The sequence below is a fragment of the Paenibacillus peoriae KCTC 3763 genome, from assembly GCF_000236805.1.
Lineage (GTDB): Bacteria > Bacillota > Bacilli > Paenibacillales > Paenibacillaceae > Paenibacillus > Paenibacillus peoriae.
Genome location: NZ_AGFX01000011.1, coordinates 384,186 through 404,780, shown reverse-complemented (window position 1 = coordinate 404,780; position 20,595 = coordinate 384,186). Strand labels below are relative to the sequence as shown.

Here is a 20,595-nt window from a genome sequence, read left to right as displayed (position 1 = left end):
CCCCGGTCGTTGGACCAGGGGTTATTTTTTATAAGCCGATATGGCAATGCCCGAAAATTATTTTAGCACTCTCGCAGATGTCGATACGGTTTTACCACCATAGACCACTTTGATGCTTGAACTTCCGGTCGCCACTGCCTTCACCTGTCCGCCTGTTACCTGTACAATCGACGGCTTGGCAGATGTCCACACCGCTGAGCTTGTCACATTGGTCATTGCGCCTGAATCATAAACTGCATTTACATTTAGCACTTGTGAGGAGCCTTTAGGGAGCTTCAGGTTCTTGTTGCTCAAGACCAACTTGAGCAGCTTGGGCGTTACCTTAATCTCCACATTAAACGACTTGTCTTGGTATGTGCCTGTAATGGTTGCTGTTCCAATTCCAACCGCTTTAATAGATGACCCTTTTACATTCGCCACAGAAGCATTAGATGTAGTCCATTTTACCTTGCTGCTCAGCGTAGCTTTTTTACCATCTGTATATATGCCGATAACTTTGATGGACTTGCTCCCTTTCAAATTCATATCAGCACTTGTAAAGCTTGGGGTCAATGTAGAAATGGCTCCTTCCACAATGACAGGCACCTTCACGTATTTATTCATATACATGGCCTTGATGCCTGAGTTGCCACCACTTACCGCTTTTACTTTACCGTTGCCTACTGTAACTGCCGCTGTTGTAGCTACCCAGCTTACCTGATTCGTAACATCAAGTGTTCCCCCACCAGCCATTTGGGCCTTGATTGTCGGAAGACTCGCTTCTTGTCCTGCAACCAGTACATATTTCTTTTCAGAAGCGGTCAGCTTGAGCACTTTGTATTGCACAGTCACTGGAATATCCAGCTTGAGCGCACCTACTGTCGCTGTCAATGTTGCGCTGCCTGGGTTCACTGCAACCAGTTTACCATTGGCTATTTTGACTGCACTTTCACTGCTTAAGCTCCATTTCACATCGGATTGAACTGCCTTTTTGGCCCCATTGACCAAATAAGCAGATATCGTCGGAAGAGAAGTTTTGCTGCCTGTTTCGAGAGTCAGACTCGCTTTGCTCGATACCAGCTTTTCTACAGTCGGCAGCACATTCATCTTCAGCGTCTTGCTCAAACCGTGATAGGACGCTGTAATCGTCGCATTCCCTGCGTCCATCGGAGTGATTTTACCCTGCTCCACTGTAGCAACCAGCGGATTAGACGAAGTCCATTCTGCCGTGTTGGTTACATCGGTTTTGCTGCCTGTCAGGCTCACATCGGTTGCATTGACCTGAATTGGGGAGCTGCCCAGAAAGACCGATTTGGAGCCGGACTCACTTAATATCAACGCCTGGGAGGAAGATCGCACATACACCATTGTTTGTGCTTTAAGTCCATCCTTGCTCGCTTTAATGTAAGTCACACCTTTAGCAAGAGGACGAACAAGTCCATTTTCTACGGTAGCAACGGTTGAATTCGTAGAGGTCCATTCTACACCAGACACATTTTCCGTCCCGCCTCCGCTAAGCACACCTTGAGCCGTCAGTTGCTTCGATTCTCCGCCAATAGTCAGATTCAAAGGACCAGTCGGATTTAATTGCAGCTTGCTGTAAGGCGATTTTACGGTAATGATCGTCGCTACCGTCCGATTTTCATATGTAGCGGTAACTTTGATCTGTCCTTTGGATACTGGAGTGATAAGTCCCTTTTCTACCTTTAAAATACCAGAGTCCCCGGAGATCCATTCAGCTTTTTCGGTTACATCCTCTTTTCCTTTTTCTGTCACAGACCACACTTTTAATTGAGCAGGGTTTCCGCCCAGATTGACTGTAGTCGGATTTTGGCTGTCCCACTCCACCGTGTAAGACGTGCTCTCCTCAGCCCGGATCAAACCTGCTGGCCATGCTGCAAATACAAACATCAGCAAAGCTAGTAAGAAGGTACTCCGTTTGCTCATACGTTTCATACGTTCCATTCGTTTCTCTCCCTTGGTTTCATCTTTATAAATAGGGGATTATTAACAAGCCCATTACCTTTTATCGGCAAGCAGCTAACTAAATTGAACCCTTTAGCAAAAAAAAGGTGAATTATAACAGTTAAAGTTCTCCGCGCAACGACCTCACCACGAACAAATGCCCTTCCTTTGACAAGGTTTGTCCATCTTCAAGTACGACATCATGATCCGTATGACTAGCCAATTTGATATTGTAAGCAATCAACTCGTCATCTTTCCAAACCGTGACTGCCGATTGAAAATAAATGGCATTATCAAACTGTAATGGAACGCTCATCACATAGCCAATGGAGTTCAGCTTGGCCGGATGGCGGTTTCGGCGCTCACGTCCAGGAGGAAGCATGGTAATATACGCAATATTTTCAAAAGGAATAGCCAGCATTTTCGGGCCTAAAATAACGTACTTGCGTGTATCATCCCATTTTTCGAGCGTCCCGCGCACCTTCTGGGTATGACCGTTGTTGCCGTGATATAAGATGACCTGACGTCCCTTCCATTGACGCATGTCCCCACCTCCAGTGCTAGCGGCTAGGAATCTCCCACCGTATCGGTTCCATTCCATGCTCCTGCAAAAATGCATTGGTACGCGAAAAGGGTTTGCTGCCAAAAAATCCCCGGTGAGCCGCCAATGGACTTGGATGGACGGATTTCAGTACCAAATGCTTGCTGGTATTCACGAAGCTTGCTTTTTTCTGAGCATGACTGCCCCATAAAATAAACACTACTGGCTGCTCACGTTCATTAATCGCTTCAATCACAGCATCCGTGAAACGTTCCCAGCCTATTCCCTGATGAGATTGCGGTTGTCCTTCACGTACGGTCAGTACGTTGTTCAGCAGCAGCACGCCCTGTTCAGCCCAAGGAACGAGGTAGCCCTGATTCGGAATAGGAGTGCCGATATCATCGCGAATCTCTTTGTATATATTTTGTAGAGACGGCGGCGTGCGCACACCGGGTCTAACGGAAAAGCTCAAGCCGTGAGCTTGTCCCTCTCCATGATAGGGGTCCTGTCCCAATATAACCGCTTTGGTAAGATGAAATGGCGTTAATTTGAGTGCTGAAAACAAATCTTCTTTCGGGGGATAGACTTTGTGTATCTTGTATTCACGAGCTAATGTGTACCTTAATTCATTAAAGTAAGGCTTTTCGACCTCTTCCCGTAGTACTTCATCCCAATCATTCCCAAACATAAATCCCGTCTCCTCTCACTATGTAGATCTCGCAAATTGTAAGCTTTTTTATCCAAACAAATAAAGCTGACCCCTCATCCGGAGCCAGCTTATTTATTCGTTACTTGTGTTTTGCCGAAGGACCAGAAAAGTATTCTTACGATAGTCAGCTACCGCAGGGTCTAAATTCGATTTCCTAATTATAGCATTCACGATATTGATGTCAAGTGACTGAAAGCTTAAATCCGCCCAGAGAAAAGCTCTTTATTGCTGTATTTGTGACGAATTTGTATGAGTATTCAAGTATTCCAATGCATTATAGAGCATAACAGCAGCTTCAGCGCGTGTAATCTCGCTTTTTGGATGAAACTTTCCAGTCGCATCCAAAGTATTGACCTTATACACTAGCGAGCGCTGAATGCTGCCTTGATAAGAAGGCTCCAGTTCGCTGGCGTCAGCCATATTCGCAGGTGCGATTTTAATCATGGGAAGAACGCCTGCTTTTTCCATGCCCTGAATCAGCATGTGGGTGAACTCTTCCTTGGTCAGAGCTTTGGCAGGATTGATATCTTTTGGAATGTCTACGCCATTATAATGCGCGTTGATAAAAGCTTCGGCGTACCATGCAGTATCCCTAACATGGGGGAACAGTTCGCTGGCCTGTGGCGCCTTAATAAAATCGATAGCGGCCAAACTAAGCTGGAGTCCGCTGGAGATCAACTGAATGCCTTGGGCAGCGGTCACTTTAGATGACGGGAGGAACTGCGTGTCAGAGACCCCTTTGAGTAACCCCCGATCTTTAAGGGATATGACTTTTTCTTTGCCGCTTACGTTGCCCAAATCCTTGAATTGACTGCCTGCCGCAGACAATTGGCCTCCAACGGAAAAGGACAAAATCGCTACGGTTGTAATGGCTGCGACCATACTTTTTCTCATGTTCATGTTAAGTTCCACCTTGTAGTTGAATTAGGCCGCTTGGCCATTAACAACTTCTATGACGTAGTACAAGCTGGAAAGGTTGCAGGTCAAATTTTAAGATCCTTTTAATATAGTTCCTTCTCCATGCAACGTGCCAATTCATCATCAGATAGCGGCTTGCGATGCGTATTCTCCAGATAGATATGTTTTTCGGTCTCCGGCATGATATATTGTTTGTACCACAGAAACATATCGGGGCTATCACCCTGAATCCGCAGAAATCTTCGCACTGTGTCCGCATGAGAAATGGTGTTATCGAGATTGGTCAGCCAATCTGCCCGGTAGAAATGCTCCCATCTTCCAGTTCCTGCGAGCGAGAGCGCTTCTTTCCCCGCCTGGTAGCTCCAAACGGCATGCGAAGCTTGTATAAATGCTCGTGGATAGTCTCCTTCAAGAAATAACCCGTATGCGATACAGATATTAGACAGCCCGCGGCAACCGCTCAGATGCAATTCAATCTGCACAAAAAGCTGATTATACAGCCTGCGACATTCATCCTCAGGTAATTGCTTCATCACTTGTAGACACCGCTCTTGCAGTTCAATCCAGCCCGGGATTGCCGATTTGGCTTTTTCCTTGAACCAGCGTACCTGTTCAGCAAAAGGTTTTTCTCCAGCAGCCCAGCACAGCCGTTCATCATAGCCTTCTTTGCCTTGCAGCCAAAAGCCCATAATTTGCCGCGCTGGATGGTGATATAATTCCTCCCCTGCCCGATCATCCTTATGCGGGCCATAAACGATAGTACAACGGGAATAATCCCGGTACAATTGGGAAATCTCTTGCTGCTGACGACTGTACAACCGCCCAATAAAGTCAGTAAGCTGCACTTCAGCATCCATGCTACCATTCGTCCATAAATTCGCTGCCAAATCCAGCGTATATAAATGCGGCAAAATATTACCCGAATTGACCAACAGATACTCGTCTGCTCCTACGGCAAATGCTGTCGTTAATTCATCAACAATCAGCTCGGCAGAGGAGGGAAATTGAGTAAGATGGTTTGACGCCTGCAGGTCGTGGAAGGTTACATGATAATATACTCCGTTCTTGCCCCCATCTCCCACCTCGGGCAATGCCGATACACGAAGATTGAGATTGCCATGGCGCCGGGATACCATTTTGCCGTAACCATTGTCCGCCCATATTTTAATGACCCCTTCGGGGACTTCAATGTGACCCTGCTTGTATAACTCGGCAATCTCGCCATACATCGCCATACTGCACACGGGCTGCTCCACACATTCGCAGATCATACTGTACTGTTTGCGAACCACGTACGATATTAATTTTCCACGTTTCTCCGGCGTATTAAAGGAAGGGTCATTTTCCCAAAAAGGCTTGTCTCCCTGTCCACGAAAAGACAATACCCACACAATTTTCTCCCCCTTCTGCCGTTCGATCGCTTCCTGCCACAGCTGCTCAAACAGCTCGGGATGCTCCTTGTAGCTGGCCTGTTTCCCCGGAAAAGCCCGCAAAAACATCTCCGCGCCCAGCGGCTCGGCATGATGATGCGTAATCCACAATCCCATGTCTGCTGCAAGCTTATGATGGATACCTGTGCGCGGTAAATCCGTTCCCGGAATCACCATGTTGCCACCACAGCGTAATAATGCTTCAAAAACGGGCTCCCATACCTGCTCCGTCGGCGGATAATCATCCTTCCAGCCAATCAGACATACCTCATCATTGACAAACCAGCCCCGATAGCGAACCTTGGGCGGTTTACTGTCATAATCCTGACTCGGCAGGACTATGGTATCCCGCCTGGCCGGAGGGAGTTCCGCCCAAAACCAGAACGGCTCCACTCCCAGTACGAAGCGACTATAATGGAGCAACCCGTAAATGATCCCCAGCTCATCACGGCCAATGATATGAAGTACCGTTCTCTCGTCATCAGCAACAAAACGCAAACAATACCCTTCCGGCCACTGGGGACATCCATCCTCTTCATCCGCATAACGGATCATGATCGAGGCCTCTTCTTCTGTTTGCAATGGTTCTCTGCCAAACACTTGCTCATGATCTCGCGCAATCATTCTCCAAGCGTGGGTAATCGGTACACTTCCACCAGCCTGAAGATTGTATCCGCTTTCAGATGAAATGATCAGCGGTTCACAGGTTTTCATGTATTGTCATCTCCTATTCAACGATGAAGATTTTTCTTACCTTTATTTTATAGGTTGGTGACACACTTAGCGACCTCTTGCCGATTCAATTTCGGAAAAGATCGCCGACAACTTTTTTTATTATACAAGTTGTTTGATATAAAATGATGAACGTTCTGGTATAAAAATTGGAACAATCTGACCTGTATGCTTAGCTTTCACACAAGCATCCACCGTCACTGCTACAACATAACCATCCCAAGCCGATGGTCCATTCACTCCACCTTTTACAGTACAATTAATCCATTCTTGCAGTTCAACATCATAAGAATCAATGAAACGATCTTTCCAAGCTACTAGAATTTCGGTTGAAAGCTTCGCTTCGCTACGCATAAGTACACTGGATGGCTCAGGTAAGTTGGCTATACCCGTTTCTCCAACAATCCATCTAGATCAATATGTGGTGCTTTAGACCAATTACCACACCCTAATTCCAGGGCTTCGAATCTCAGATCTACACACGTATCAAGCATTTCTTCCAACGGCATGAATCCTAAAATATCGGTAACCAATCCAGCTTTCATCATTATCAATACCTCCTTATATAATGAAAAAATGGTAAAAATACGCCGCAACCTCTAGTGCAAGCGTTGTCATTCAGGTAAAACATAAATAAAAATTTCTCATTTGCAATTGTGATTATAGGATATTACACAATACCTGTATTTAGATTATCAAGACGCGTTTTTATACTTTTAAGACATGATATTTCTAGGAAAACCATGGATTTGTCGTATACATTCCTTTTTAGAACAACAAAAAGCCCCACTTCAATGCATAACATTCAGTAGGGGTAGTTCAATACTCTGTATATGTAGTTGTTTTAGAGTCTGTATAAAGCAAGCGAAAGACTCTTGGTGGGCTACCCATTACAGTGTGAAAAACACGAGTAAAATAGTGAACTGTTTTAAAACCAGTTTTTATTGAAATATCCCTGATGGATAAATCTGTTGTTTTAAGTAATGCGGCAGCTCTCTGTATTCTCTCATTTTGAACAAACTCTGAGTAACTTACACCTAATTCTGCTGCAAATATTCTTGACAAGTACCGATCCGATATGTGAAATTGACGAGCTACATCGGGAAGTTTTAAAGGACTTTCTAGATTATCGCAAATGTATAACTTTGCTTGACGAAGAAGTGGAGAAATCATTTCAACAGACTTTTTCGGGCGATCATTGTGTGAATAAGGAACAAAAATTTGTAGTAATGAAAGAATAAGAGAGTAAGCCAGGTTTGTTAGCATTTCTTCATAAAAAACCTGTCCGGACTTTGTTGTTTGGAGAAGAAGAGATTTCCAAAGCAATGTAGAAACTGTGTCATCGCTTACAGGCACAACTACTTTGGAACATTTCCGAGTTTCCCTTTCCCTTATTATTTCTATCCATTCTTCACTTGATTCTGATTCAATTAATTCAAATGCCACATAAAGGAGGGCTAATCCATCTTTACTTTTTATTTGGTGTAAAACATCTGGTTTTGAAAGGAACATCATATTTTTTTGTAAGGAGTAAGTACAATCGCCGTCAATATAATACCCTTCACCATCAACTACAAAACATATCTCAAAAAACGAATGTTTATGTGGTACAACGTCATAATGTTTTGGCATGACTCCCCAATAATGTAAATGAAAAGATGAGCCATTTTGCTCCAGACGATGAACATATTGATTCAAATAAATTTTTCCTGATATAAATTTACTTAAATCCAAAAAAAACCTCCAGTTAAACGTGATCTGAACCTCTAAAATAGGAAAATATAAAACACCTCTTTCAACATACCACAATTTTCTAAGACCAAGCTTTGTAATATACTTCGAGTCCCCTGATATTATACTCCGTAATCTTGCCAAAATAAAAAACGCCTCTCCGCATAGTAGCGGTGAGGCGCTTCATTGAACCCTATTTCATCAGTTCTTCCGGCGGTTCTGGATTGTATACAAATGCTAAGCTAGCTACACTTACAGAAAACATGGCAAGAGCGGCCAGACTTGTTGCAATTGTTGAGTAAATATATTTCTTCATATTCTCACCTCCTAATAAGAGTAATGCTTTGAGTCAGAAAGCTAATTGCCAGTATAGACGAAGCAAATATTAAATTTGTTCCGACAAGAATTACGGCAAGAATCTTTAAGAGTGGGTAATAACGTTTCGGAATACGTGACTGCTTTTCGATCCTAGATGGCGCATAGATAAAAATGAGTACTATACTTAATATCGTCGCCCAAATACTAAGATTGTAGCTAAGAGTAATGAAGGATAGTACAGTACACGCAAAAGATGTGACGAGTACACAGCCAATTCCAGTTTTTAGATGTATACCACCTGTCATTTGTCTGAGTATCGCGAACATAACTAACATTAAAGAAACTTCATTAACCTTATCTGTAATCAACGCCGCGCTCAGGGTCAAACAGACAATAAAAAGGACATTTAGAACTATAGATAATGAATGCTTTAACACAGCTACGGAAGCCGGGTGATCAGGAATTGTAGATTTTATATGAGTTGCTATTCTCAAAGCCAAAGACTCAATCATCTTCTAGTTCTTCCTTTTCTTTTTTGAGCGCATAATATAAAAATAAACCAGCTGCCATAGAGAGATATAGTATCATCAGAAACAGGTCATTATAATAAAACATGAACGTTGATGCCATGAGCGATCCTACTATAAAAACAATAACTAATACCTGTTCCCACTTTATACGTAAACGCTCAAAATCCGCGGTGAACCCAATTTTTAATTTTAACAAAACAAATGATATAACAAAAACCCAAGCGCTCGTAATGGCTTGCACCAACGACCCTTGAGCACTATTTTGCAGATCGGCAGTAGCGACAGCCCTAAAAAACAATCCTATCATTATTGCTTGAACAAGTGTGTACAAAAATGTCCCTGTGATAGAAATAATTGCGGCCCATAGTATAGGCACCCTGACAACTGTCGTTATAAGCAATACATACAACAACGTGCTTATAGCTGGAGCCAAATAGGATAAGGACATTTCCTCCCTCAAAATGTAACTTTGAAGATTCATAACAATGCTTATGAACAAAGCAGGCCACACATACTCTAAAGCTTTTAACCTAAAAATAGAAAGCATGAGCGTGAAAGCAGCCATTGTTTCTACAGTTGAAAAAAGCAAGAACCTAATAGGCTCCCACATAACACATATCCCCTTCGTCTAATTGGTAACAAACACACCTTAATACTACATTTGCTATCCATATGTGGCAATCCAATTATCGTGTTAAATGGATTATTTTATGTATTATGTGAGGTAATTATTTTCAGCCCACCGATATAATATCCTCCAGCTTAATCTAGCTATAATCGTCTTCCCCACGAGATAGCTTTACTTCTCTCCGGCCCGTGCTTATAGACGTTACCAAACCACACCACGCAATTCTTCATCGTCGAATAGATTGAAAACGACCAACGTGACGGCTGTTCATGAGTTGTAGGATTCTTAAGAGCCTGCCCAATTAACTGCACCTCTTGGTCGTCCAACCAGCGGAGTCCTTTGTCACATCTACTCTAAATTCAAACTGCTTTCTCATAAAATAGCTTCCGTTAATCTTAATTGACTCCTGTAGTAATCTTCTCAACTTCGCCGCCGTAATCCACAATCTATCAAATCCTCTCCCAACGGCTGCACTACATATACTCTTACCTGACTTAATGCAGCTGCAAATAGTTCTATATCCGACTTTAACACTTTATATGAATGGTTCATGCTGATCACGATCCCAGCCTTCTAATGTGACGATATGTTGAGTTTCATATAGTTTATATGGGACATGGAAATCTATCTATTAGGTAATAGTTTCTTTTTCCTGTTAATAGATTCATGCTGATACATCACTATCGCCACTGACATATAAATAAAGTATACCTTAGCAGAGGGAGTATGCAGATGATCAAAACAAGAGTAAAAACGTTCAAACATCGTGTCGGTAAAAACAAATTCCTGGTCGTTAAAATTTTTCAAGCCGCAGATGCCAGAACAAAAAATGGCAATGCGCTGGCTACCAATGCACTGAACATCAAAATATCCAAACGCAGAAAGCACCAATAAGACCATCCGCACCTTCATTTCCTATGAAGGGAGGTGATTTCCATGAGTAGAAGAAAACACCATGTAAAAAGAAAAAACATATCGATCTGGTCAAAACAAAAAGCGTTTGCGCGTGCACAAGGCAATGCGCTGGCTGCCAACCTGTTCAACGTAAATATCAAAAAGAGAAAACATTAATAATGTTCTCAGCGGGGCAAAGACATGCTCCCTTTCATATCTTTTAGCAACAATCTTTACGAAAAGAGCTTAAAAATATTCCCCCAGCCGACCATGTAAGGTTGGCTGGGCTTTTTGTTATTCGAGTGTTTCGTTTTTTGAATAAAATATCCCAATAACTGCAACTAATATTATGGCATAATGAGTCAAGTGAAGCGGTATTATTCAACACTTCTTTTCACAAAATTAAACCCAACATGCTTTAGTGATGATAACCAACAGGATAAAGAGCACCAAAATTGCAGCTGTAGAAGTCCACATACCGCCGCCATATGCCCCTGTGCCTGCACCTTCATATGCACCCATGTCTTTAACCTCCTTTATTTGTGGTACATTTTAATATATGTATAAATACGTTCTATGACAGGGCATATTGGTAGACAAAACAAGGGCTCATATCGGATTCAAGATGATTACCAACAAAATAAACAGTGCCAAGATAGCAACTATCGATTCCAAACTTCCCCGACAGTTTCTCCGCAACTTCTTTCTTCAGCTCTTTTTTTCTTTTCTTGGTTGGTACCTAAACAAAAAGGGCCTTTTAGCTAACTCTTTTACACCTATCTCTCCAGAGCTTATTAATATCTATGCAACCTATGTTCCTATTCCCCTGTCCTTTTTAGCAATAATAAGATATATAAAAAAGAAAAAAATTAAATTCAAAAAATCTTATGACACAACAGAAGATAATATATATTATTGAAGTAAACACCCTAACCGCAAAAACCGGTAGGGTGTTTACTCGTTTCAAGCATCCTTATCATCCCTAAATTGAGTAAAGTGAAGAGATATCATGCAGCAGTTCTTTTCACAAAATTAAATCCAAAATGCTTTAGTGATAATAACCAACAAGATAAAGAGCACCAAAATTGCACCCATCGATGTGAAAGGACAAAAATGTTCGGCCTTTTGCTCATGTCCACATTCACTCACATGAACTCCTCCTTTTTTTTAGTTTCGGTATAGAGTATGTGTCCTTAAATAAATTGACAGGGCTAAAGGGCAATTCGCAAAAAACACCCTGCCAGCGTAGCCAGCGGGGTGTCACCAATGCAGTCAAATAATCAATATTTCCCATGAATATTATACTCAGGGATCCCAATATTATTATCGAAACATAAAATTCTAAACAAGGAGAATATATAGTGAAAATTACAAATCTTATTGCATTTAGGACGGCAGGTACTATTACTGTTTTGGTTACAGCTAATTTGCCAAGATCATGTGACAGCGCGAGAATTGTTGATAAATATCCTGGAGGTAATATCCAATATTTTGTAGATCCAGGGGAAGCACAAGTATTCATTGAATACAACTCTCCTCCTGAAATGTGCCCAACTGTTGTCGTTCCGTGGATAGGCCAGGTACAAATTCATGATGATTATCATGAAGAGGTTAGACTATTCATCAACCATGTTCCAATCACTTTGACTGAGATAATTGATGCAACAGCTCATCAACAACCATCTTTCCAGACATTTCATCCTCTTGCTACACGGTAGCCATACTTCGCAACCCCCTTCAACTTTAAAGGGGGTTGCTTTTTACTGAGTACTTATTAGCACTTATTAGCTGCTTCGGCTAATGGAAAAATTGGTAAACTAGGTCTTGTCTATTTCCACATCGTCAATTATCGACTTACCATCTATTCAACATCGACTGCGACACTTCACTTCACAGGTGACCACAGATACCTATGCCCACGTTACCAAGAAGCTCAGCCGTAGAACAACAGCTCACCTTGACGTCTTCGATCTAAAAGTTCGTCCCCAATCCGTCCCCAAAAGTGAAAAAAGTGCTCGCCCCCTATAAAATGAGTGCTATGATCTCAAGTTCTAAAAAAGCAAAAAACCCTTGAGTATCAAGGGTTTCACGCGATAAATAAATATATGCCGAGGACCGGGATCGAACCGGTACGGTAGTCACCTACCGCAGGATTTTAAGTCCTGTGCGTCTGCCAATTCCGCCACCCCGGCATGCATTTAGGAACGTTATTTTTACACTTACTTGTCTTACAAGTATCAGAGAAGCATTCAACTTTTGTTCTCATTTTGTAAATACCGTTCAATTGGTCACCAACATATAATACGACAATTTGATCACAATGTAAAGTGTTTTTTAAAAAAATTAATAAAATAATCTGTTTGAATAACTTTAGCTCATTTGAATTACACTAATAAACGTCTTTCCAAACTACCAGAAGGGGTGTTACGAATGCGTGAAGGTATGATTCCAGCTGTTCTCGGAACGGTAGTATCGGCTTCAGGCGCTGCGTTGCTAAGCAGTAGGTACAAACTTGCAGCTACAGGCATTCTCGGTTTCGGACTGGCTCATGTTGTTCTGGGAGCGATCGATCTGATTGGGCGTCGCTAGTTGTTTGGGAAGTGCCCGGGCGGGATGCAATTCCTTCCCGGTTTTATTTTTATCAACATTTAGCCCAGAGCGTTGGCATTTATGTAAAGTGTGGAATCTGAATATATACCTGAGGATTTTGCAAAATACTGACCTAAAAAGGAGCTTGCGATGTGCTATGAGAGAAAATAACTCCGAAGAAAAGAAGCGTACTGACGATCAAATCGAACACAAACAATCCCTGGACAAGCGCGAGCCGGGATTTAATCGTATTCCTGACGCCGATACCGATACACCTGCTGCTACCAACATGATCGACGAAGCCGTAGGCCGTGGAATCGATAAGCTGCGGAACGATTTTACAAAATAAAGCATAGGAAAACAGACCTAGTAATCCATATAAAATGAGTTTACGTATAACAGTGATTTTATAAAATTACTTAAAAATAAGCATAATCCAGCCAATAATCGAAATCCACAGCATAGTGCTAATGACAAGCCCACACACAATACCTACAGAGAAATTACCTTCAGTCTTCGGCAAAGCTTTTCCAAGTTTCAGTCTAAGCTTCATTTGATTCCAGTTCATAGAACCCCCTCCTTAAGTTCTATTTCGGAATATGAAGCTTAGTTTTGTAGATCAATGGTCATGTTTTATAAAATAAAAATAGGGTTCTTTGTCCTATCATCCTGAGCGGGGAATAAGTATGACAGCAATACCAACCAAACAAATCAATCCACCAATAATATCGTATAAATCGGGTGTCTTTTTATCAATCCACCACCCCCATGCAATCGAAAGAACAATAAAGACACCTCCATATGCTGCATATACGCGACCAAAGGAGGAGAAAACCTGAAAGGTTGCAATGATCCCATACACAGCCAAAATCACTCCGCCGCAAAGTCCGACATACCATGTCTTCCCTTCACGCAGCCATTGCCAGATCAAATATCCTCCTCCAATTTCAGCGATGCCAGCCAAAATAAAAAGTAATGCTGCCTTTAACACCATTTCATCTCCTTCATTTTCCACATCTATCCGATTGATTTTGAATAATTCATTAGAGCAGCCGACATAAAATAATAATCAACGCAATCACCCCAACCAGAATAAGCAGGTTGCTGACCTGACGCCATAAACCAGGGACCCCCTCAGAGTGAAGCTTTTGCTGATTCACATCAAAGTTTGCTTTGGCTCCTTCAGCATCTACAGGATTGGAGAACGGTCTGTTATCCTCATTCATGTACAAGACCTCCTAATCAGTATCATCTTTATGATACCAAACTTTACCTCTGATTTCGCGTTGATTTTGCACCTGCAATTATCATTTGCTGCTTTACTGCATCTTCCCACTATGTCTTCATATTTATGAAGTGTATCACCACGTGTCGATATTTCACTGAATATAAAGTATGATGCCGTATCAGAGCAGAGTAGGTATTTAGACGCCTTTCATTGCAGGACGGTAGTTATGGTATAATTTAGTCAACTTTGTTCAAGATCATAATCAAAGTATGACTACTTCCCCAACGCTGATGGATTTACATCCAAGAATTCGCATCACAGTTACATACCTGCATATTCTGATTGTAAACCCGAGGGAGGATACCGATGTCCCCAATCTTTTTAGCTACTATAATGTTAATGAGTCTGTTGTTATTTCAGTCAGCCATCGTCTCGTTTTGATTTTAGGCTTCATGATGTGGAAAAACTGGATATATTCACAGGAGTTCAATGGTTGGACGATGATTTGTCTGCTAGTGATCATGATTAGTGCATGCATACAGCTTGGAAAACAAAAAGGAAAAAATTAGTCTCATAACATGCATCAAAGGAGGAGCGCCATGAAATCTCACTCAATACGCTTTTGGTTACAGAGGGTGCTACTGCTCATGCTTGTTTTACTTTTTAGCGGCTCTCAGCAATCGTTTATCATCGCTGATGCCGCCCCACCTGTTAATGCTCAGGCCTCAGCTAAAGCAAGGCAGCTGCTTGCTTACCTTTCCAATGTGCCGGCGGGTATGCTGATCTCCGGACAGCACGATTACTTGGAGGCACCAGACGAACAAAATAACAAACTTCAACAAATCAGCGGCCAATACGCAGGGCTGCACGGCTATGAGTTTGGAGGGTTGGCCAATCAGTCCCGTACTGCCTTACGAGAACAGCGGCAGCGTGTTGTGGACAGCGCTATTCGATGGAGCGAGGACGGCGGGATCGTAGCTTTCACCTTTCATCAAGCGTTACCGGGTACACCCAAAACGTGGAAAAACGTACAAGCTAAAATTACTCAAGCTGAGTTCAATCGTTACATTACGCCAGGCACCCTTCAATATAAACAGCTAATCGCTGATTTGGACGAGGCTGCTTTGTCACTTAAAACCTTGCGAGACGCAGATGTGCCTGTTTTATGGAGACCGTATCATGAAATGAACGGCAGCTGGTTTTGGTGGGGTGACAAGCAAAATTACGCCAAGTTGTGGGATTTGATGTATGATCGGTTTGTACGTGTCCATCATCTGGATAACCTGTTGTGGGTATGGAGCCCCAATGCTCCGAACGCATATAGCACCCCCTATAATCGAACCTTTCCAGGTATTCATCGTGTAGATATTCTCGCAGCCGATATCTACAACAATGATTACAAAGCCTCCTACTACACCGAATTGCTAAAGCTTGCGCAGGGCAAGCCTATCGGAATCGGGGAAAGCGATATTTTGCCAAGTGCAAAGGTGTTGCAAAATCAGCCAGACTGGGCCTATGCCATGACATGGGGAAAGGAACTGTCTGCAGCCAATTCTCAGGCAGCGATCCGACATTTTATGAACCAGAACAATATTATCACACGAGAATTTCTCTTTGAATCCTTCCGTTGAAAGGACAAAAAAGCTTCAACTTCGCTCTATGAGTGAGGTTGAAGCTTTTTTATAATAAAATCCAATCAAGTCCTTAACTATTTCTGATTACTTCTTCCAGATCGATATCGGCATATGCCTCTTCACCAAGATGCACGGATACAATGGTGTAGATCCGCTTGGTCAGTCTTGACATTAGCCGATCCCCCGGTACTACAGAATATTCTTCCCGAAAATCCCCAATTTTGTGAAAACCGCTGGACATATGGATGTACAAGTTGCCCCTTCGTGTTTTACCATGTACCAACATCAAATCTCCTCCTGCTGTAACATCCTAGTTTCCCTGTTACATGTATATCGGTCAGAACAAGATAGGATATAAGTCCTTGGTACTCTTAACCCGTTTCATATGATTTTGCACTTAAACGAAACGAGCCTGTCAGTGATATGACAGGCCCATTTCTGTAAAGCTGTTTCCGTAACGTAAGAGGAAACTATTATTTATAGGATTCTGCTATCGCATTCGTTGCAATGATAGCATTGTACACATCGTCAGGACTGACTGGAAATGGCATGTTGACCATCGTATCATTGGATGCACAAGCAGCCTCAGCTACTTGACGCCATTCGGCCTCAATAAATTCCTCTACCCCCAAATCACGAAGCGTCAATGGGAGACCTACATCCTTAACCAGCTTAATTACAGTTTCCAGTTCCTTTTTTGGAGCATTTTCCAGCACCAGCTGAGTTAACAGACCAAATGTAACCTTCTCGCCATGCTGTGCTTTGTGGAGCGAAGGAACAGCCGTCATGCCATTATGAATGGCATGTGCTGCTGCCAACCCACCTGATTCCGCACCGACACCACTCAAATAAATGGTCGCTTCGATCGTGTCCTCCACCGCACGAGTATATACTTTACGATCCACGGCATGTTTGGCCTTCACTGCATTTTCCAGCAGCGTTTCATAGCAAAGACGGGCAAGTCCCAGTCCTGTGGTGGAGGGCTTGTTCAAAACCAGGTTGTCCCCGTTGGACTGATAGCAAGCCCGGGCTTCAAAATAAGTCGCTAACGCATCACCGATTCCAGCGGCAAAGAAACGCGCAGGTGCTGCTGCCAGAATGCCTGTATCTGCCAGTACCACATCTGGGTTAGTAGGCAGGAACAGATATTCATCAAAGGAGCCATCCTTCTTATAAATGACCGCAAGCGCGGTACAAGGAGCATCTGTAGAAGCTATTGTTGGAAAAATAACGACAGGCAGCTTTTCATAATAAGCGGTTGCCTTGGCAGTATCCAGTGTTTTACCGCCGCCAATCCCTATAATGATGTTTGAGCCATGCTTACGCACCAATTCACGGTTACGCTCAATTTCTTCTTTCGTACATTCATATTGGAATTTCTCAAAAATCGCCAGGTTACCAGCTGCTTGAATAGAAGCGCCAGCCTCCTTTTGAGCCCTTTCAAGAATAAACTCATCACAAATAACAAAGGCTTTATCGCCATAATCCTTAATGTAGTCATTTAATGACGAAAGCAGATTTTGACCGGAAATAAATTTCTTAGGTGAAGTAACGGACCTTACAACGTTTGTCATGTAAATTCCTCCTTAGCTTTGACTCATACCAAAACGAACAGCCATTTCAGCATGTGACAATCTAACTATAAACCTCTTTTTACCATATTAGAAGGCGTTTATGGAATATTTTATGAACAAACTGTGTTGCCACATCATCCTTTTACGGCCGCACTCCATTCAGAATACAGGATTCCCATCATGATACGGTCATAGCTATTACCATCACGCAGAACAGCGGAACGAACCCTTCCCTCGAGCTGAAAACCTGCCTTTTCGTAGGTCCGAATGGCCTGATTGTTGTATTCAATGACATCCAGTCCGACCCGGTTCAAATTTAATTCATAAAAGGCATAACGAAGAATGAGACGCACAGCTTCTGCCCCATAACCTTTGCCGCGGTATTCCATATCACCTATGCCAATTGCAAGCTGCCCGGTTCGATTATTCCACTCAATCCCATGAATAGCCACAAAACCGATCAAGACATCATCTGCTAATGTTCTTAACCGAAAATACACCTCATTAGGGCTCGGAGTCCCTTCTGACTCCATCTGCTTCAAAGTGTAAGGGAGTGCCAAATCCGTATCTACATTTCGCAAATACTCTGCATCCTCTCCCCATTTGAACATCACCTCGGCATCCTCTTCTCTGACTGCGGCTAGTTTAATTCGTTCTCCGCAAAATAAATTTTCGATCTTCATACGCGCTTCATCTCCTGTTGTACATGTTGACCGTTTTTTTCACCACAACTGTCAATCTATTAAATACCCGCAATATAAGCTCCCCCTCATGAATTCAATGTATAAACTTTACAAAACAATCAAACATAACACAATCAAAATATCATAAGCTATTTTCAAAATGCTCAAAAAAGACCTTGCGGATGCAAGGTCTTTCGTATTCTTAATATTTAAACAGCATCGCAACCAGTTGATATCCGGCTCCAATCGTCCAGAACAGCACATAATCACCGCGCTGGATACGGCCGGATTCAATGCCTTCATACAAGGCAATGAACGGGCTGCTGGTACCCGTGTAGCCATAGCGATCACCCACATAGATCATTTGGGCGTCCTTCAGCTTCAAATGGTCCTGGATCTTCAACACATTGGCCAACGAAAACTGAGATAGGCAATAAGCCCGTACATCCTGAGGTGCCAGTCCATTCTTCTCTAAAATACGTTCAAGCAGATCATATGTTGGGGGCAATGCCATATTGGCATCAAACGGAAGCCACTGAATATATTTTCCGGGTGCATTCCTTTGAAGTGTTGCCGCTAATCCCTGAGCCGGATATAAAATTTTATCTATATTGATCGGGTCTGTAAAGTACATGGAATCTATAAAACCGGTATCCTCTTCTGTACGCTCCAAAATGGCCGCACACGCAGCATCTCCATAATTCGCATAAGTAATTTCATCCTCGGGACCGGAAATGAGCGAGTTATAATCCGAACCAATAATAAGCGCTGTCCGCACATCAGGATTGGACAGCATCGATCGACTAGCTTGATCGACAGCGACTGTCATCCCTGCACAATTTGCATTAGAATCCATCACAGCTACGTCATGCCTGGCCTCAATCGCTTGGTGAACAAACAGCGCATTCATCGGGAACAGCGACTCAGGAACTTGGCTGGAGAACACGATCATATCCACATCACGACCTGTCATGCCGGCTTGTTTCAGCGCTTTTTGTGCGGCTGCAATTCCCATCGTCAGACCGTTCTCATCCGGATTATCAATGATATAACGATTTTTTCTGCCCATATGCTCCATGAAGCGTCGAATATCTTTGCCTTGCTCGTCAAAATGGCGAATGTAATATTCGTTATCCAGTGAATGGGACGGATGATAAACACCCAATGCTTTTATCTTAATATGGCTCACCAGCAGTTCCCCCTTGCACTCACCTCAGAGCATTATTTTACAACAATATCAACGTTGTTTAATCCCGCTTCACGTGCTACACGACCGAGCTGCATTTTAATAATTGTTTGTTGGAGGCTGATGTGAAAAACTACTTTGGCAAATCCGGTTTCTTTATAACGCACAAAAGAGCCCTTCAATTTCTCTACTTCTTCCGGGCCCAGCAGTTCCATTTGGGTGCAATCTACCGTAAGTGTAAACACGGATGCCTGAATGCTCGAAGTTTTGGCTACATAATCTCTTACGAAACTCTCATACTCCTCTTGGCTAAAAACTCCATTCACCGCCATATGTACCGTTTTCATAGCTTGATTCACTTCAATGTTGTAAGAATGTTGACTCATTTTAGCAATACTCCTTTGATTTCAATTTTTCCCCATAAGAATATCGGGCTATAAGAATATCGGAAAAATATGTAGATTTATTAATATTAAACTAAAAAAACACCACTAATAGATTACAAATTTGTGAATATACAAAAAAAAGCCACTACTTCTGACTACAGGAGCAGTGGCGGATAACAAGTTATTAGCTTACATAGAATTAATTCGTAAACGTATGTCTGCCAAGCGAAATGACAGCCGGACGGCTTTTACTCCATTCGGCTGTGGCAATGGCCGGATTGTAATAATACAAGGACCCATTCGTCGGATCAGCACCATTCAGTGCTTGTCTTGCCGCACGGTATGCGGTCTGGTTTGGCTTGAGGCGGTATTGACCATCCTGTACAGCGGTGAACTGACCCGGCTGCAAAATAACGTCCGGAATCGAGCTTGGAAATTCACTGGACTGTACACGGTTTAATACGACAGCGCCAACAGCCACCTGTCCTTCAAATGATTCTCCGCGTGCCTCCGAATAAATGATCCGGGCCAACTGTTCCAAAGCGGTTAAGCGCACCTTGCCGAAGGAATCCAGCTTGGCTCGTGTAGCTACTCCCGCTACGCCGTCAGGCGTCAGACCATTGTCTCGCTGAAAACGGGCTACTGCTTTACTGGTCAGAGAACCATAGTACCCAGTAAAACCGGCCTTGAAATAACCGAGCGAATGCAGCTGCTGCTGAAGCTCCAGCACCCGAACGCTCTGAACCCCTTTCTTCAACGCTGATGCTTGCGCTTGTGCTTGCTCCGGTGCCACTGATAAGACAGTACCCAGCATACACGCGCAGGACAGGATTAGAATAGATAGTTTTTTCATATTCCAGACAACCTCCTCTTTCATGTTCTGTCCGGTACAACCATTCCGGCCTGTACAACTCAGGGGCGTTTATCCGATGATGTTTCT

At 42.9% G+C, this 20,595-nt stretch carries 28 protein-coding genes, 1 tRNA gene and 1 pseudogene; 6 read left to right on the top strand and 24 right to left on the bottom strand.

Going from position 1 to position 20,595, the window contains the following annotated elements; genetic code table 11:
* Positions 1-57: 57 nt before the first annotated feature.
* From KQI_RS0104285 to KQI_RS29140, 12 genes and pseudogenes are all read right to left on the bottom strand, one after another.
* Positions 58-1,944 carry an Ig-like domain-containing protein gene (locus tag KQI_RS0104285; protein WP_010345490.1) on the bottom strand — a complete coding sequence of 629 codons (1,887 nt, stop codon included), beginning with the start codon at positions 1,942-1,944 and terminating at the stop codon, positions 58-60.
* Positions 1,945-2,065: 121 nt separating this feature from the next.
* Positions 2,066-2,488 (bottom strand): hypothetical protein, encoded by a 423-nt coding sequence (locus KQI_RS0104280; protein WP_010345489.1) that lies wholly within the window; start codon positions 2,486-2,488, stop codon positions 2,066-2,068.
* A gap of 16 nt (positions 2,489-2,504) precedes the next feature.
* Positions 2,505-3,173, bottom strand: coding sequence for a uracil-DNA glycosylase (locus KQI_RS0104275; protein ID WP_010345488.1), 669 nt, complete (start codon positions 3,171-3,173; stop codon positions 2,505-2,507).
* Positions 3,174-3,416: 243 nt separating this feature from the next.
* Complete coding sequence (locus KQI_RS0104270; RefSeq protein WP_010345487.1) at positions 3,417-4,094, bottom strand: S-layer homology domain-containing protein; 678 nt, start codon at positions 4,092-4,094, stop codon at positions 3,417-3,419.
* Between the two features lie 101 nt (positions 4,095-4,195).
* Complete coding sequence (locus tag KQI_RS0104265; protein WP_010345486.1) at positions 4,196-6,256, bottom strand: glycosyl hydrolase 115 family protein; 2,061 nt, start codon at positions 6,254-6,256, stop codon at positions 4,196-4,198.
* Positions 6,257-6,376: 120 nt separating this feature from the next.
* Positions 6,377-6,661 carry a Gfo/Idh/MocA family oxidoreductase gene (locus KQI_RS0104260; protein ID WP_326117500.1) on the bottom strand — a complete coding sequence of 95 codons (285 nt, stop codon included), beginning with the start codon at positions 6,659-6,661 and terminating at the stop codon, positions 6,377-6,379.
* Positions 6,658-6,822, bottom strand: a complete 165-nt coding sequence (locus tag KQI_RS28435) for a hypothetical protein (RefSeq protein WP_010345484.1) — start codon at positions 6,820-6,822, stop codon at positions 6,658-6,660. The genes KQI_RS0104260 and KQI_RS28435 overlap by 4 nt, the downstream gene beginning before the upstream one ends.
* 271 nt (positions 6,823-7,093) lie before the next feature.
* Positions 7,094-8,008, bottom strand: a complete 915-nt coding sequence (locus KQI_RS0104250; RefSeq protein ID WP_029390022.1) for an AraC family transcriptional regulator — start codon at positions 8,006-8,008, stop codon at positions 7,094-7,096.
* A gap of 190 nt (positions 8,009-8,198) precedes the next feature.
* On the bottom strand, positions 8,199-8,321 hold the full coding sequence (locus tag KQI_RS28305; RefSeq protein WP_085982429.1) for an AgrD family cyclic lactone autoinducer peptide: 123 nt from the start codon (positions 8,319-8,321) through the stop codon (positions 8,199-8,201).
* Positions 8,322-8,325: 4 nt separating this feature from the next.
* Positions 8,326-8,835: an accessory gene regulator ArgB-like protein gene (locus tag KQI_RS0104240; protein ID WP_010345482.1), complete on the bottom strand. Its 510-nt coding sequence runs from the start codon at positions 8,833-8,835 to the stop codon at positions 8,326-8,328.
* Positions 8,828-9,463 (bottom strand): hypothetical protein, encoded by a 636-nt coding sequence (locus tag KQI_RS0104235; protein WP_010345481.1) that lies wholly within the window; start codon positions 9,461-9,463, stop codon positions 8,828-8,830. Before KQI_RS0104235 ends, KQI_RS0104240 begins: the two co-directional genes overlap by 8 nt.
* 319 nt (positions 9,464-9,782) lie before the next feature.
* Positions 9,783-10,033 (bottom strand): annotated as a pseudogene (locus KQI_RS29140) (hypothetical protein).
* A gap of 180 nt (positions 10,034-10,213) precedes the next feature.
* Between KQI_RS29140 and KQI_RS28720 the strand changes: the two are divergent.
* Complete coding sequence (locus KQI_RS28720) at positions 10,214-10,375, top strand: hypothetical protein (RefSeq protein ID WP_010345480.1); 162 nt, start codon at positions 10,214-10,216, stop codon at positions 10,373-10,375.
* A gap of 42 nt (positions 10,376-10,417) precedes the next feature.
* Positions 10,418-10,552: a hypothetical protein gene (locus tag KQI_RS29505; RefSeq protein ID WP_277813514.1), complete on the top strand. Its 135-nt coding sequence runs from the start codon at positions 10,418-10,420 to the stop codon at positions 10,550-10,552.
* A gap of 225 nt (positions 10,553-10,777) precedes the next feature.
* Here KQI_RS29505 and KQI_RS27680 read toward each other — a convergent pair whose 3' ends face one another.
* Both KQI_RS27680 and KQI_RS29760 read right to left on the bottom strand, forming a co-directional pair.
* Positions 10,778-10,897 (bottom strand): hypothetical protein, encoded by a 120-nt coding sequence (locus tag KQI_RS27680; protein WP_007430675.1) that lies wholly within the window; start codon positions 10,895-10,897, stop codon positions 10,778-10,780.
* Positions 10,898-11,407: 510 nt separating this feature from the next.
* A complete protein-coding gene (locus KQI_RS29760) occupies positions 11,408-11,524 on the bottom strand; it encodes a dihydroorotate dehydrogenase (RefSeq protein ID WP_085982428.1) in 117 nt (38 codons plus the stop codon).
* A 212-nt stretch (positions 11,525-11,736) separates the two neighbouring features.
* On the opposite strand from KQI_RS29760, the gene KQI_RS0104205 reads away from it, so the two are divergent.
* Positions 11,737-12,093 carry a hypothetical protein gene (locus KQI_RS0104205; protein WP_010345477.1) on the top strand — a complete coding sequence of 119 codons (357 nt, stop codon included), beginning with the start codon at positions 11,737-11,739 and terminating at the stop codon, positions 12,091-12,093.
* 388 nt (positions 12,094-12,481) lie between these two features.
* On the opposite strand, the gene KQI_RS0104200 is transcribed toward KQI_RS0104205, so the two are convergent.
* A tRNA-Leu gene (locus KQI_RS0104200) sits at positions 12,482-12,567 on the bottom strand.
* A gap of 238 nt (positions 12,568-12,805) precedes the next feature.
* Here KQI_RS0104200 and KQI_RS0104195 point away from each other — a divergent pair.
* Both KQI_RS0104195 and KQI_RS0104190 read left to right on the top strand, forming a co-directional pair.
* Positions 12,806-12,964, top strand: a complete 159-nt coding sequence (locus KQI_RS0104195; RefSeq protein ID WP_007431130.1) for a hypothetical protein — start codon at positions 12,806-12,808, stop codon at positions 12,962-12,964.
* 157 nt (positions 12,965-13,121) lie between these two features.
* Positions 13,122-13,313, top strand: coding sequence for a hypothetical protein (locus KQI_RS0104190; protein WP_010345476.1), 192 nt, complete (start codon positions 13,122-13,124; stop codon positions 13,311-13,313).
* Positions 13,314-13,379: 66 nt separating this feature from the next.
* Here KQI_RS0104190 and KQI_RS28715 read toward each other — a convergent pair whose 3' ends face one another.
* From KQI_RS28715 to KQI_RS0104175, 3 genes are all read right to left on the bottom strand, one after another.
* Positions 13,380-13,532, bottom strand: coding sequence for a hypothetical protein (locus KQI_RS28715; protein ID WP_007431132.1), 153 nt, complete (start codon positions 13,530-13,532; stop codon positions 13,380-13,382).
* Positions 13,533-13,628: 96 nt separating this feature from the next.
* Positions 13,629-13,955 carry a YnfA family protein gene (locus KQI_RS0104180; RefSeq protein WP_010345474.1) on the bottom strand — a complete coding sequence of 109 codons (327 nt, stop codon included), beginning with the start codon at positions 13,953-13,955 and terminating at the stop codon, positions 13,629-13,631.
* Positions 13,956-14,007: 52 nt separating this feature from the next.
* Positions 14,008-14,190: a hypothetical protein gene (locus KQI_RS0104175; RefSeq protein WP_010345473.1), complete on the bottom strand. Its 183-nt coding sequence runs from the start codon at positions 14,188-14,190 to the stop codon at positions 14,008-14,010.
* Positions 14,191-14,791: 601 nt separating this feature from the next.
* On the opposite strand from KQI_RS0104175, the gene KQI_RS0104170 reads away from it, so the two are divergent.
* On the top strand, positions 14,792-15,823 hold the full coding sequence (locus tag KQI_RS0104170) for a glycosyl hydrolase (protein ID WP_010345472.1): 1,032 nt from the start codon (positions 14,792-14,794) through the stop codon (positions 15,821-15,823).
* Positions 15,824-15,896: 73 nt separating this feature from the next.
* Here KQI_RS0104170 and KQI_RS0104165 read toward each other — a convergent pair whose 3' ends face one another.
* The 6 genes from KQI_RS0104165 to KQI_RS0104140 all read right to left on the bottom strand — a co-directional run bounded on the left by KQI_RS0104165 (position 15,897) and on the right by KQI_RS0104140 (position 20,508).
* A complete protein-coding gene (locus KQI_RS0104165) occupies positions 15,897-16,112 on the bottom strand; it encodes a hypothetical protein (RefSeq protein ID WP_007431136.1) in 216 nt (71 codons plus the stop codon).
* 187 nt (positions 16,113-16,299) lie between these two features.
* Complete coding sequence (locus tag KQI_RS0104160) at positions 16,300-17,400, bottom strand: glycerol dehydrogenase (protein WP_010345470.1); 1,101 nt, start codon at positions 17,398-17,400, stop codon at positions 16,300-16,302.
* Positions 17,401-17,534: 134 nt separating this feature from the next.
* Positions 17,535-18,083, bottom strand: a complete 549-nt coding sequence (locus KQI_RS0104155) for a GNAT family N-acetyltransferase (RefSeq protein WP_010345469.1) — start codon at positions 18,081-18,083, stop codon at positions 17,535-17,537.
* 202 nt (positions 18,084-18,285) lie between these two features.
* The gene (locus KQI_RS0104150; protein ID WP_010345468.1) at positions 18,286-19,272 is read right to left on the bottom strand and encodes a 3-oxoacyl-[acyl-carrier-protein] synthase III C-terminal domain-containing protein; all 987 of its coding nucleotides are present in this window, start codon (positions 19,270-19,272) and stop codon (positions 18,286-18,288) included.
* Positions 19,273-19,304: 32 nt separating this feature from the next.
* A complete protein-coding gene (locus KQI_RS0104145; RefSeq protein ID WP_010345467.1) occupies positions 19,305-19,655 on the bottom strand; it encodes a hypothetical protein in 351 nt (116 codons plus the stop codon).
* A 199-nt stretch (positions 19,656-19,854) separates the two neighbouring features.
* Positions 19,855-20,508 carry a cell wall hydrolase gene (locus KQI_RS0104140; RefSeq protein ID WP_010345466.1) on the bottom strand — a complete coding sequence of 218 codons (654 nt, stop codon included), beginning with the start codon at positions 20,506-20,508 and terminating at the stop codon, positions 19,855-19,857.
* Between the last annotated feature and the right edge of the window lie 87 nt (positions 20,509-20,595).